General features: G+C 61.8%; 13 protein-coding genes. 5 read left to right on the top strand and 8 right to left on the bottom strand.

The features are described from left to right. Positions 1 to 64: 64 nt before the first annotated feature. Together OIU19_RS16290 and OIU19_RS16285 are read right to left on the bottom strand one after the other, a co-directional pair. Complete coding sequence (locus OIU19_RS16290; RefSeq protein ID WP_264235870.1) at positions 65 to 496, bottom strand: GNAT family N-acetyltransferase; 432 nt, start codon at positions 494 to 496, stop codon at positions 65 to 67. Further along, on the bottom strand, positions 486 to 872 hold the full coding sequence (locus OIU19_RS16285; protein ID WP_264235869.1) for a DUF488 domain-containing protein: 387 nt from the start codon (positions 870 to 872) through the stop codon (positions 486 to 488). The genes OIU19_RS16290 and OIU19_RS16285 overlap by 11 nt, the downstream gene beginning before the upstream one ends. Positions 873 to 1,000: 128 nt before the next feature. Between OIU19_RS16285 and OIU19_RS16280 the strand changes: the two genes are divergently transcribed. Continuing rightward, entirely contained in the window at positions 1,001 to 2,617 is a 1,617-nt protein-coding gene (locus tag OIU19_RS16280) for an inorganic phosphate transporter (RefSeq protein WP_264235868.1), read from the top strand. 76 nt (positions 2,618 to 2,693) lie between these two features. Here OIU19_RS16280 and OIU19_RS16275 read toward each other — a convergent pair whose 3' ends face one another. The 5 genes from OIU19_RS16275 to OIU19_RS16255 form a co-directional block, all read right to left on the bottom strand. Then, positions 2,694 to 3,389: a glutathione S-transferase N-terminal domain-containing protein gene (locus tag OIU19_RS16275; RefSeq protein WP_264235867.1), complete on the bottom strand. Its 696-nt coding sequence runs from the start codon at positions 3,387 to 3,389 to the stop codon at positions 2,694 to 2,696. A 132-nt stretch (positions 3,390 to 3,521) separates the two neighbouring features. Then, positions 3,522 to 4,307: an OmpA family protein gene (locus OIU19_RS16270; protein WP_264235866.1), complete on the bottom strand. Its 786-nt coding sequence runs from the start codon at positions 4,305 to 4,307 to the stop codon at positions 3,522 to 3,524. A gap of 12 nt (positions 4,308 to 4,319) precedes the next feature. Continuing rightward, positions 4,320 to 4,706: a DUF4398 domain-containing protein gene (locus OIU19_RS16265; RefSeq protein ID WP_264235864.1), complete on the bottom strand. Its 387-nt coding sequence runs from the start codon at positions 4,704 to 4,706 to the stop codon at positions 4,320 to 4,322. 316 nt (positions 4,707 to 5,022) lie between these two features. Then, positions 5,023 to 5,520: a PaaI family thioesterase gene (locus tag OIU19_RS16260; RefSeq protein WP_264235863.1), complete on the bottom strand. Its 498-nt coding sequence runs from the start codon at positions 5,518 to 5,520 to the stop codon at positions 5,023 to 5,025. Positions 5,521 to 5,716: 196 nt separating this feature from the next. Then, positions 5,717 to 7,123: an amino acid permease gene (locus OIU19_RS16255; RefSeq protein ID WP_264235862.1), complete on the bottom strand. Its 1,407-nt coding sequence runs from the start codon at positions 7,121 to 7,123 to the stop codon at positions 5,717 to 5,719. A 258-nt stretch (positions 7,124 to 7,381) separates the two neighbouring features. Here OIU19_RS16255 and gcvA point away from each other — a divergent pair, with 258 nt between their 5' ends. Together gcvA and OIU19_RS16245 are read left to right on the top strand one after the other, a co-directional pair. Next, the gene (gene gcvA / locus OIU19_RS16250) at positions 7,382 to 8,278 is read left to right on the top strand and encodes a transcriptional regulator GcvA (protein WP_186557142.1); all 897 of its coding nucleotides are present in this window, start codon (positions 7,382 to 7,384) and stop codon (positions 8,276 to 8,278) included. A 211-nt stretch (positions 8,279 to 8,489) separates the two neighbouring features. After that, positions 8,490 to 9,740: an aspartate aminotransferase family protein gene (locus OIU19_RS16245; RefSeq protein ID WP_264235861.1), complete on the top strand. Its 1,251-nt coding sequence runs from the start codon at positions 8,490 to 8,492 to the stop codon at positions 9,738 to 9,740. A 3-nt stretch (positions 9,741 to 9,743) separates the two neighbouring features. Here OIU19_RS16245 and OIU19_RS16240 read toward each other — a convergent pair whose 3' ends face one another. Next, a complete protein-coding gene (locus OIU19_RS16240; RefSeq protein ID WP_186557184.1) occupies positions 9,744 to 10,043 on the bottom strand; it encodes a hypothetical protein in 300 nt (99 codons plus the stop codon). A 394-nt stretch (positions 10,044 to 10,437) separates the two neighbouring features. On the opposite strand from OIU19_RS16240, the gene OIU19_RS16235 reads away from it, so the two are divergent. Both OIU19_RS16235 and fusA read left to right on the top strand, forming a co-directional pair. Continuing rightward, positions 10,438 to 10,866, top strand: coding sequence for a hypothetical protein (locus OIU19_RS16235; protein WP_264235860.1), 429 nt, complete (start codon positions 10,438 to 10,440; stop codon positions 10,864 to 10,866). A gap of 100 nt (positions 10,867 to 10,966) precedes the next feature. Beyond that, on the top strand, positions 10,967 to 13,081 hold the full coding sequence (fusA, locus tag OIU19_RS16230) for an elongation factor G (RefSeq protein ID WP_264235859.1): 2,115 nt from the start codon (positions 10,967 to 10,969) through the stop codon (positions 13,079 to 13,081). The last annotated feature ends 38 nt before the right edge of the window (positions 13,082 to 13,119 follow it).

Below are 13,119 nucleotides of genomic sequence, written 5' to 3'. Positions count from 1 at the left end.
ACGAGGGACGCGGACCTCGTGGGAGCGGGCTTGCCCCGCGAAGAGGCCAGCACTGCCCCCGCCATCAGCCAACCGTCCGCTGCATACGCACGAAACACTCGTCCTCGCCCATCTCGACAAAACCGTGACGCAGATACAGCTGCCGCGCCGGGTTGCTCTTGAATACCATCAGGCGCACCAGCGGCAGCCGCCGCTCGGCCGCCCACTGCGCCAATTGCTCCAACACCCAACTGCCGACCCCGCGCCCACGCTGTTCAGGCAGCAGATGCAGCTCGCGAATGAACAACGCCTGCCGGTCCTGGCTCAAGCTGCAAAAACCCAGCACCCGCGGCCCGTCGACCACCAGCCACTGTTCGCGCCAGCCCCAGGCTTCATCGAAGGCCTCCTCGATCCACAGCAAGTCGAACTCGCGGTAATAAGGCAGCATCGCCCGCCGGGTAAGGTCGCGGGCGAAGTTGCGGTACTGGTCACTGGCGCGGATCAGTTCAAGGGGCATAGCACACCGGCGAACTGCCCGGCCCCCGGCGCTCCAGCTCATCTTCCAGCCAGGCTGCCAACACCTGAGCGTTGTTATGCTGGGTGTCCTTGCCGGCATACAGCAAGGTCAGGTTGCCCTTGGCGGCCAGGTCCAGCAGCGGATACCAATGCTCGGGATGCGCGGCCAGCTCCTGCTGGTAGCGCTGGCTGAAGCCGGCAAAATCCACCTCGCCTTGGTGGAACGCCTTGCGCAAGGCAGCCGACGGCGCGACCTCGCGCAGCCACAGTGCATGCACCTCGTCCTTGCGCGTGTTGCGCGGCCACAGGCGGTCAACCAGCACGCGCTGGCCGTCACTGGGCTCAAGCGCGTCGTAGACCCGTTTGCAGCGAATCATTGCCCTCTCCTGCGACATTCTTTGCCTATCAGCCTAGGGCGTTCATTGACCGAGGTCACGTCCTGGTAACGAATTGTTTCTATGCTGAAGGCCTTCGGCAACCTTGCCCGACGTCAATCGGAGCCATCATGGCAACCCCGTCACTGGCCAGCCAACCCGACCTGAGCCACCACGATTCGCGCCCGCAGCTGTCACACAAACCGGGGCGCGCCACCCTCAGCTTGTTTATCGGCCTGCTGCTGGCGGGTCTGGCGTATACCGCCTGGAGCCTGAAGCAGGACGTCAGCGCCAGCGGCACAGTGGTGACCACGGTCACGCCTTTTCTGTTACTGGGCCTGGCCCTTTTGATCGCCCTGGGCTTCGAGTTCGTCAACGGTTTCCATGACACTGCCAATGCGGTGGCCACGGTGATCTACACCCACTCGCTACCGGCGCCGGTGGCTGTGGTCTGGTCGGGGCTGTGCAACTTCCTTGGCGTGTTGCTCTCCAGTGGCGCGGTGGCGTTCGGCATCATTGCCCTGCTGCCGGTCGAGCTGATTTTGCAGGTGGGCTCCGGCGCAGGCTTTGCCATGGTCTTCGCCCTGCTGCTGGCGGCAATCATCTGGAACCTGGGTACCTGGTGGCTGGGCCTGCCGGCTTCGTCCTCGCACACCTTGATTGGCTCGATCATCGGCGTGGGTGTGGCCAACGCCTTGATGCACGGCCGCGAGGGCACCAGCGGAGTGGATTGGAGCCAGGCCAGCAAGGTGGGCTATGCCTTGCTGTTCTCGCCACTGATCGGCTTTGCCTGCGCAGCGTTGGTGCTGCTGGCACTGCGCATCCTGATCAAGCGCCCCGAGCTGTATCAAGCGCCGCAAGGCAAGACCCCGCCGCCGTGGTGGATCCGCGGGATCCTGATCCTGACCTGTACCGGGGTGTCGTTTGCCCACGGCTCCAACGACGGCCAGAAAGGCATGGGCCTGATCATGCTGATCCTGGTCGGCACCCTGCCGATGGCCTACGCGCTGAACAAGACCATGCCCAGTGAACAGGCATTGCAGTTTTCTGCTGTCGCCGAAGTCACCCGCCAGGCCTTGCTGCGTAGCGACCCGCAATTGCTTGCGCAGGACCCACGCCAGACCCTGACCAGCTTCATCACCGCGCCCAAGGCCAGCCCGCAGCTGGTGCCGGCCTTGGCTGCGCTGACCGGGATGATCGGCGACCAGGTCAAAGGCTATGGTTCGCTCAACCGCGTGCCGGCCGAGGCCATGGCCAACGTGCGCAATGACATGTACCTGACCAGCGAGGCGATCCGCCTGATCGACAAGCATCAGCTGGTGGCCTTCGACGCCGATACCCGCAGCCACTTGCAACTGTTCAAGACCCAGCTCGATGACGCCACCCGCTACATTCCGCTGTGGGTCAAAGTCGCCGTGGCCATCGCCCTGGGCCTGGGCACCATGGTCGGCTGGCGGCGCATTGTGGTGACGGTGGGCGAGAAGATCGGCAAGACCCACCTGAGCTACGCGCAAGGCGCCTCGGCCGAAGTGGTAGCGATGTGCACCATTGGCGCGGCGGACATGTTTGGCCTGCCGGTTTCGACCACCCATGTGCTGTCCTCGGGGGTGGCCGGGACCATGGTGGCCAATGGCTCAGGGATTCAGAAGCGCACGCTGATCAATCTGATGATGGCCTGGGTGCTGACCTTGCCGGCGGCGATGATCTTGGCGGGGAGTCTGTACTGGTTGTTGAATCAATTGTTTTGAAATTGCCCGCCAGGGCCTCATCACGCCGCTGCGACGTGTCCCACGATGAGGCCCTGACAGACACGACACAGAAGGCTCAACCAGGAATTTTCAGCCCGCGCTGCACGGCTGGCCGCTCCAGGAATGCCGCCAATACGCGCTGCACCTCGGCGAACTCTTCGAACCCGACCAGCTCCCGCGCGTTATACCGATCAACCAGGTTACGCACCCAGGGAAAGATGGCGATATCGGCAATACTGTACTCATCGACCATCCACTGGCGCCCTGCCAGGTGCCGATCGAGCACCCCAAGCAGGCGGCGCGACTCGTTGACGTAGCGGTCGCGCGGGCGTTTGTCTTCAAAGTCCTTGCCGGCGAAGAAATGGAAGAACCCCACCTGGCCAAACATCGGCCCAATGCCGCCCATCTGGAACATCAGCCATTGAATGGTCTGGTAACGAGTAGCCAGGTCGTCGCTGAGCAACTGCCCGGTTTTTTCCGCCAGGTACTGCAAGATCGCCCCAGACTCGAATAACGCCAGCGGCTTACCACCCGGGCCGTCGGGGTCGAGGATGGCAGGGATCTTGTTGTTGGCGCTCAGGGAGATGAACTCGGGGCTCAGCTGTTCATCGCTGTCGAAGTTGACCTTGTGCGCCTCATAGGCCAGGCCGATCTCTTCGAGCATGATCGAAACCTTGACGCCGTTGGGCGTGGCCAGGGAATACAACTGCAGGCGCTGGGGATGGTGCGCGGGCCATTTGCGGGTAATCGGGAATGCGCTCAGATCGGTCATGGTGGGTGCCCTTGGTGGCAGAAGCGGGAAGCATCGACCGAACACTTTAGGCATAACGACGGGCGCTGACTATCTCCCGTTGCAGGAGAAAGGCAAAGCAAAGGCGCGGCCACTGGCCGCGCCTTGTACTGCTTAGCGGCGACGCACGACTTCCTGGTCGTCGCGGGAGATGATCACTTCAACACGCCGGTTGAGCTGGCGGGAGTGCGCGGTGGCGTTGGAAGCCACCGGGTAATCCTTGCCATAGCCGGCAGTGACGATTCGATTGGCGGCAATACCCTCACGACGCAGGGCGTTGGCCACCGAGGCGGCGCGAGCTTCCGACAAACGCTGGTTGAGCGCATCGCCGCCAGTGGAGTCGGTATGGCCTTCTATCAGCAACCTACGAGTGGGGTTATCGCGCAGGTAACGCCCCAGTTCCTGGATGTTGTCACGGCTGCGTGGATTCAATGTGGCTTGCCCGGTAGCGAACAACACATCACCAAAGGTCACTACCGTGCCGCGCTCAGTCTCCTTGCTACCCTTGGGCGCGTTGTTGGCCAACGCCGCCTTGAGTTGCTCGGAACGCACATCCAGCCGCGCCTGGGTGCGCTCGGCCTCGATGTTTTTCATGCCGGCCTGAGCCAGGCGCAACTTGATGGTCTCTTCAGCTGCCTTGACCCGGTTATTGGCCAGATAGGACAGCTGCTCGACATCATCGCCTTTGCGGTTTTTCAGCGAAGCCTGCTCAGCCTTGGTCAGCGCCACCGAGGCTTCCTGGGTTTCCAGAGCGGCGATACGGCTGGATTCAGGCTTACCTTGCAGCGCCAAGAAACCTTCACGGGCTTCCACCAGCGTGGGGTTTTCTGGGGTGGTGCCGCAACCGGCCAACAGCAGGCTCAGGATCGACACGGTAGGCAGAATGTACAATTTCGACATGATCGGCTCCTGTTAGTGGGCGGATTTGAGAATCGGGTCTTCCAGCAACTCTTTGCGCAGCACCTGGATGCCCTCGCGGGCGACCTTCAGCTGGTCTTGAGTTCTGCTGGCCCGCGCCTTGGTCTCGGCTAGCCGGGCATCGGATTCGGCTCGCTCGGCGAGGATGCGCACTTCCTTGAACTTCTTCTCACCCAGCGCCCTTTCCATGGCACGCAGATTGTCTTGGGCAGAGCGCATTTCAACGGGTGCATACTGGGTTGCATCTGCCGAAACAGCACGGTTGACCGCACTGCGCGTCAGCTCGATCTGCTCGTTGGGTACAACCACGCTGGCGCAGCCGGAGAGCACCAGCAGCAAGCCTGCGACAGTCAGGGTTTTAGGGTTGAATCTGGCACGCATGGGACATCTCCTTTAGTGCGTCCGCGAACGTCCGAGTACACGGCGATTGCCGCGATCAGGCAGTGTTTGCTTCGGGGGAAAAGTGAGCCGAGATGTCCATGCGCCAGCCTGCAGCTCGGCAAGCCGGCAGCGGGTGCATAGAGATAAATCAGTAGAGTCGAGCATCTCGGACAGCCTGCGGTGAAAACGCGGTCAGACTATTCCGATACTCACGTAGTCCCTATAGGACTCTTCGTCAGGACCTGTAGGAATTTTCAACATCACTGAGAGCGGTCTACAACCAGCGGGCGGCCGGTTGCCGCCCCACCCTGGCGTCTCACGCTTGGCCGTGGGCCTTGTGCTTGAGCTTCTCGGTGTCGACACGCACGAACAGCGAATCGGCCGTGACTGTCAGTACCTCGCCTGCCCAGACCTCGCAGATGACCCGCGTCTTGCGAGCGACCTCACCTTCAACGCGTGCCTTGAGCAACAACTCGACCCCCATCGGAGTAGGCTTCAGGTAGTTCAGGCTGAGGGTGCCGGTGACGCAGTCGATGCGCGGCAGGCTGTCGGGCTCACGCCCTTCGGCGCGGTAGTGGTAGGCCATGGCAGTCCAATTGGAGTGGCAGTCGACCAGCATCGCCAGCAGCCCGCCATAGACCAGGCCGGGCCAGCCGAGGAAGGTGCTGTCGGGGGAGTGCCGGCACAACAGGTGGATGCCATCGGCATCCCAATGACTTTTCAGGTGCAGCCCGCTGGGGTGTGAGCAACCACAGCCGTAGCAGACTCCGTCCGGGGCTGCGCGCTCCTGGAGGGAAAGGATTGGATCGTTCATACGCTTCCTGGACTTGTTGGAATGGGAAGGTTTACCGGGTGATGGTAGCGCTATACCGGGCCGTGCTGTCTAGATCTCAAGGCGCTATTGGCAGACAAGCCCGCTCCCACAAGGACCTGTGGGAGCGGGCTTGTCCGCGAAGAGGCCTGCAGCTTCACTGCACGGCCTAAAGCCCAACTACGCCCTGCGCCTCAGCTCAAGCGCCCTCGCTGCTGGCCAGCTCAGCTTGTGACGATGGCGCAGTGTGCCGCCGACGGGTCAGCGAAATGAGCAGGATGAACAGCGTAACCCCCGCCGTCATCAGCGTCTCGTAGCGGTAGGCATCGCTGAACAGCATATAGCCCAGCACCATGACGATGGTGCCGATCACCAGCCAGGTCAGCCACGGGAACAGCCACATCTTCAAGGCCAGCTCAGTGCCGTCACGATCAGCCCGGGCCCGCATGCGCAGCTGCGACACAGCGATCACCAGGTACACCAGCAAGGCAATGGCGCCAGTGGTCGAGAGCAAGAAGCCGAACACCTTGCCAGGGAACACGTAGTTGACCAGGCAACCAGCAAAGCCTGCCAAAGTCGACAGCAGCACCGCCACGGTCGGTACACCATTGCCCGAAACGCGCTTGATCATCCGCGGTGCTTCGCCACGCGAGCCCAGCGAGTAGAGCATCCGCGAGGCGGTGTAGAGGCCTGAGTTCATGCAGCTGGTGACGGCAACCAACACCACCAGGTCGACCACCAGTTTGGCCCCCGGCACGTTGAGCACTTCCAGTACCCGTTGGAATGAACCAACGGCTTTCAAGCCTGGGTCATTCCACGCCACCAGCGACACCACCAGGAAGATCGACGCCAGGTAGAAGATGGCAATGCGGTACACCACCAGGTTGGTGGCGCGGCGGATCTTGTCTTTCGGGTTGGCGGTTTCATCGGCGGCGATGGTGACGATCTCAGCGCCAAAGAACGAGAAGATGGTGATCAACACCCCACCCAGCACCGTGCCAAATCCGTTGGGCATGAAGCCGCCGTTAGCCCACAGCTGGCTGACCCCGGAGCGCTCGGCCAATGGCCAGACGCCAAAGACGGCCATGCTGCAGATGCCGATGAAGGCGACGATGGCAATCACCTTGATCAAGGCAAACCAGTACTCGAATTCACCGAAGTTCTTCACGCTGACCAGGTTGGTGCACGACAGCACGATCATGATCAAAAAGGCGAACAACCACGAGGGCACGCCCGGGAAGTAGGCATGCAGGATGTCCGCGCCAGCGATGGCCTCGACCGGAATGATCAATACCCAGAACCACCAGTATAACCAGCCGATGGTAAAGCCCGCCCATGGGCCGATGGCCTCGGTTGCGTACGTGGAAAAGGAGCCGCTGTTAGGGTTGGCAATCGCCATTTCGCCAAGCATGCGCATCACCAGCAGCACCAGCAGGCCGGTCATAGCGTAGGAAATCAGAATCGCCGGGCCGGCGGTGGCGATGGCGTTGGAAGAGCCGATGAACAGGCCAGCGCCGATGATGCCGGCGATGGAGATCATCGATACCTGGCGGGAGGTCAAGCCGTGTTGCAGGGAACGCTGTTTTTTGTTTTGTAGCGAAGCCATGAAAAACCCTCGAATGGGTCGGCCGCCGCACGGGCGGCTGAACTTGGAGCAGAATTCTTATTAATCGTTATCGCGCGTTTCTTGTTGTTGTGAGGATGCCGCCGATGCGCCTTTTGCCTCCTCTTGCCATAAGCGGTTGTCATCATTGATCCAGGTCAGTATTAATCTATAGGGCGTGACCAACAAACGACCTTTTCGACGTACATGATTCCGGTTCGGAATGAACTTTTTCCTTTTTCGCTCGGTAATAGACCCATCATGTCCAAACGCCTGATGCCCTCCACCACAGCCCTGCAATGCTTCGAGGCCGCTGCCCGTCACCTGAGCTTCACCCGCGCGGCGCAAGAGCTGCACCTGACCCAAAGCGCGGTCAGCAAGCAGGTGGCGCAGCTTGAGGACATGCTCTCGCACGCGCTGTTCCAGCGCATTCGCCGGCGCCTGCACCTCACCCCGGCAGGGGCGTTGTACCTGGCCGAGGTGAACAAGATCCTCACCCAGATCGACATCTCCAGCCGCTACATCCTCAGCTACGGCGACGAAACCGAAGTGCTGCGCATCGCCACCCAGCCAACCTTTGGCGCACGCTGGCTGGTACCCCGGCTCAAGGGCTTTGGCGAACGCTACCCACGGATCCACCTGGATATCCGCAACGAACTGGAACCCTTTGACCTGGTGCAGGCCAAGGCTGACATCGCGTTTTTCTTTGGCCAGGGCACCTGGCCGGGCGCCACCTGCATCGAGCTGTTCAGTGAAGAAGTCGTGCCGGTGTGCGCGCCAGAGCTTTTGGCGCGCTCACGCTTTGACAGCGCCCAGGCGCTGACCGAACATCGCCTGCTGCAATGCGCCTCACGGCCAGAGGCTTGGCATGAGTGGTTCCTCGGGCTTGGCCTGCACAGCCAGAACAGCTACCACGGGCCGCGTTTCGACACCTTCTACCTGTGCATTCGCGCCGCCATCGCCGGCTGCGGGATCGCGCTGATCCCACGCTATCTGGTGGCCGAAGAGCTGAGCGAAGGCAAGCTGGTGGTGGCCTGGGACCATCCGGTGCCGAGCAATGGCCGGCACTTCATTGCCCATGCCGAGCATGCCGCCGAGGTGCCGAAGGTTCGGGCCTTTGTGCAGTGGATTCTGGAAGGAGTAGCTGAGGATGGCTGAGTCTTTTCTGGCCTTTTCGCGGGCAAGCCCGCTCCTACAGGTTCGGCGTCGCTCTAGGGGCGGCGAAGTACCTGTAGGAGCGGGCTTGCTCGCGAAGCGAGCGGCCCTGACTTCCAGAATCTATGGAATGATCGCAATCGAATAATTCGTTTGCCGACACCCCCCAAGTCGCGTTTGGATATCAACAAACTCGAACAAGGTCCGCGTGCTCATGAATCTGGAAAGTATCAGCCAATCAATTGCCATAGTTCACCCCATTACACTTTCCCATGGGCGTAATGCAGAAGTCTGGGATACCGACGGTAAACGCTACATCGACTTTGTCGGCGGTATTGGTGTGCTTAACCTGGGCCACTGCAACCCGGCGGTGGTCGAGGCGATCCAGACCCAGGCCGCGCGCCTGACCCACTACGCCTTCAATGCTGCACCGCATGGCCCCTACCTTGAACTGATGGAGCAATTGCGCGCGTTCGTGCCGGTCAGCTACCCGCTGGCCGGCATGCTCACCAACAGCGGCGCGGAAGCTGCGGAAAACGCCCTGAAAGTGGCCCGTGGCGCCACCGGCAAACGCGCCATCATCGCCTTTGACGGCGCCTTCCACGGTCGCACCCTGGCCACCCTCAACCTCAATGGCAAGGTCGCTCCGTACAAGCAACGGGTCGGTGATTTGCCAGGGCCGGTCTATCACCTGCCCTACCCCAGCGCCGACACCGGGGTCACCTGCGAGCAGGCGCTAAAAGCCCTGGAGCGGCTGTTCAGTGTCGAGCTGGCGGTCGAAGACGTGGCTGCGTTCATTCTCGAACCGGTACAGGGCGAAGGCGGTTTCCTGGCGCTTGATCCGGCCTTCGCCCAAGCCCTGCGGCGCTTGTGCGACGAGCACGGGATCTTGATCATCATCGATGAAATCCAATCGGGCTTTGGCCGCACCGGGCAGCGCTTTGCGTTCCCACTCCTGGGCATCGAGCCGGATTTGCTGCTGCTGGCCAAGAGCATCGCTGGCGGCATGCCGTTGGGTGCGGTGGTCGGGCGCAAGGCGCTGATGGCCGCGTTGCCAAAGGGCGGGCTGGGCGGCACCTATTCAGGTAACCCAATTGCCTGCGCGGCGGCCCTGGCCAGCCTTGCGCAGATGAGCGATGAGAACCTGGCGACCTGGGGCGAGCGTCAGGAGCAAGCCATCGTCAGCCGCTATCAACGCTGGAAGTCATCTGGGTTGAGCGCTTCGCTCGGCCGCCTGACCGGCGTTGGCGCCATGCGCGGCATCGAACTGGTCAATGCCGATGGCAGCCCGGCGCCTGCGCAACTGGCCAAGCTGCTGCAAGCGGCGCGGGCCAAGGGGCTGCTGTTGATGCCCAGTGGCAAGGCGCGGCACATCATTCGCCTGCTGGCACCGCTGACCATCGAGCCGGCAGTGCTCGAAGAGGGCCTGGATATCCTCGAGCAGTGCCTGGCGCAGTTGGACTGAGCCTTACAGGCCCAGCTCTTCAGGGGTGAGCATGTCGGATTCGAAGGCGATCCAGCCGCCTTCGAGTTCGGCGTGACCGTTGACGATCGGGCCGTAATAGACGAGGCCGTTTTCCAGGGTGACGCAGATGTGGGTAGCCGGCTTTTCCGGGGCTGCCAGGGCGCCGACGAAATGCACCTTCTTCAGGGTTTCGGTCACAGCCTCAAGGCCAACACGGATGTTGGCATTTTCCGACGCCTCGACGTCGCCTCCGCGGTCTTCGGTGCTGACGGTCACGGTGGCGATATACGGGTACTTGCTCAATCGGGTTGCCTCATCGATAGGGATCGGCGTGCTCCACGCCGGGGGCGCATAGGGTACGGCAGCTGTCACCTGTTGTCTCTAGCCCCCTATCGCGGGGCAAGCCCGCTCCCACGACACACGTTTGCGCCTCCTACATCACACAATCACACATTTGATCCTCGTGAATGCCTGCGCCTCCTACGACACACGCTTGAGCCTCATGAATGCCTGCGCCTCGACCGGTGGCGTGCTGGCTACTCATCAGCGGTGGGATACGCAAGCCTCGTGGGAGCGGGCTTGCCCCGCGATGAAGGCGGCGCTGACGACATCGATCGCCAGACCAAGCGCATGGCCTGCAAAGCGCCGATCTGTTAGGGTGCCCGCCGATGCACGCCACACCACACGAGGACACCGAGTGAGCGCCGAAGAACCCCTGATCGCCGACCTGTTCGAGGTCGACAAACGCCTGACCCTCAAGCCCGTAGTGGACTTCAACAGCTACCTGCGCACTGCCTTTGCCGATGGCCCGTGCCGCTGCCACCGCTGCGTCGAAGGCAATGGCGACGAAAGCAGCTACAGCCATCAACACAGCTTCGAGTTCGACAGCCGCCAAGCCCACCGCCGCTTTGCCAACACTGCGGGCAGTGACGTGCTGCAAGTACTTAAAAAGGCCTGGTTGTCGTACACCAAGACCGACATGAAGCTGACCGGCGAGCTCGACCTTAACTGCGTCAAGGGCTTCACCGATGCCGCCCTGCACCCACGCCTGGTGGTTTTGCTGGCCGCTAGCGGTCTGGCACGTGAAGTCGACGGCATCTGGCAGTTGCAAGCGCAAGCTGACTGAGACCGCTCCTCGCTTGATCGGGTCAAGGGGCAACAGGCCGTCAACGGTCTGCTACCTTGGGAGTACCCCTCCCCGCGCATTCACCCACAGGTGACTGACCATGGCCCGCACTACGCCCATTGAGCTATACCGCAATATCGGCATCGTCGCCCACGTCGATGCCGGCAAGACCACCACCACCGAACGCATCCTGTTCTACACCGGGGTCAACCACAAGATGGGCGAGGTGCACGATGGCGCCGCGACCATGGACTGGATGGCCCAGGAACAGGAGCGCGGCATCACCATCACCTCAGCGGCGACCACCGCCTTCTGGCAGGGCTCGACCAAGCAGTTCGCCAACAAATACCGCTTCAACATCATCGATACCCCCGGTCACGTCGACTTCACCATCGAGGTGGAGCGCTCGTTGCGCGTGCTCGATGGCGCGGTGGTGGTATTCAGTGGCGCTGACGGGGTCGAGCCGCAGTCCGAGACCGTCTGGCGCCAGGCCAACAAGTACCATGTGCCGCGCCTGGCCTACATCAACAAGATGGACCGCCAGGGCGCCGACTTCCTGCGCGTGGTCAAACAGATCGACCAGCGTCTGGGCCACCATCCGGTGCCGATCCAACTGGCGATTGGCAGCGAGGAAAACTTCATCGGCCAGATCGACCTGGTGAAGATGAAAGCCATCTACTGGAACGACGCCGACAACGGCGCCAGCTATCGCGAGGAAGAAATCCCCGCAGAGCTAAAGCCGCTGGCCGACGAATGGCGTGCGCACATGATCGAAGCCGCCGCCGAGGCCAACGACGAGTTCATGGAGCTGTACCTCAATGGCGAAGAGCTGAGCACCGAGCAGATCAAGGCCGGGCTGCGCCAGCGCACCATCGCTAACCAGATCGTGCCGGCAGTGCTCGGCTCCTCGTTCAAGAACAAAGGCGTGCCGCTGATGCTCGACGCGGTGATCGACTACCTGCCCGCGCCTAGCGAGATTCCGGCGATCAACGGCACCGACCCCGACGACGAAGACAAGCATCTGGAACGTCACGCCGACGACAACGAGCCGTTCTCGGCGTTGGCCTTCAAGATCGCCACCGACCCCTTCGTCGGCACCCTCACCTTCGCCCGGGTGTATTCCGGCGTGCTCAGCTCCGGCAATGCCGTGCTCAATTCGGTCAAGGGCAAGAAGGAACGCATCGGCCGCATGGTGCAGATGCATGCCAACCAGCGTGCCGAGATCAAGGACGTTTGCGCTGGCGATATCGCCGCGCTGATCGGCATGAAAGATGTCACCACCGGCGACACCCTGTGCGACATCAATAAACCGATCATTCTCGAACGAATGGACTTCCCCGATCCGGTGATTTCAGTGGCGGTGGAGCCAAAGACCAAGGCCGACCAGGAGAAAATGGGCATCGCCCTGAGCAAGCTGGCCCAGGAGGATCCTTCATTCCGGGTCAAGACCGACGAAGAAACCGCCCAGACCATCATCTCCGGCATGGGTGAGCTGCACCTGGACATCATTGTCGACCGCATGCGCCGCGAGTTCGGCGTCGAGGCCAACATTGGCAAGCCACAGGTGGCCTACCGCGAGAAAATCCGCAACACCTGCGAAATCGAAGGCAAGTTCGTCCGCCAGTCCGGTGGCCGTGGCCAGTATGGCCATTGCTGGATTCGCTTCGCCCCAGGAGAAGAAGGCAAGGAAGGCTTGCAGTTCATCAACGAAGTGGTCGGCGGGGTGATTCCGCGCGAGTACATACCGGCGATCCAGAAAGGCATCGAGGAGCAGATGCAAAACGGCGTGCTCGCCGGCTATCCGCTGATCAACCTCCAGGCCGCCGTGTTCGACGGCTCGTACCACGATGTTGACTCCAACGAAATGGCCTTCAAGATCGCCGCCTCGATGGCCACCAAGCAGCTTTCCAGCAAAGGCGGCGCGGTGCTGCTGGAGCCGGTGATGAAGGTTGAGGTGGTTACGCCTGAGGAGTACCAGGGCGACATCATTGGCGACCTCAGCCGCCGTCGCGGGATGATTCAGGAAGGCGAGGAAACCCCGGCCGGCAAGGTCATCCGCGCCGAAGTGCCACTGGGTGAAATGTTTGGTTATTCGACGCAGATGCGCTCGATGACCCAGGGGCGGGCCAGCTATACCATGGAGTTCACCAAGTATGGCGAGGCGCCGGCGAACATCGCTGAGGCGATCGTGAAAAAGAACCGCGGGGAATCCTGAACCCATCGCGGTGCAAGCCCGCCCCACGCACTACCTGT

Source organism: Pseudomonas sp. BT-42-2, assembly GCF_025847435.2.
GTDB lineage: Bacteria > Pseudomonadota > Gammaproteobacteria > Pseudomonadales > Pseudomonadaceae > Aquipseudomonas > Aquipseudomonas urmiensis.
This window is presented reverse-complemented; position numbering and strand designations above follow the sequence as displayed.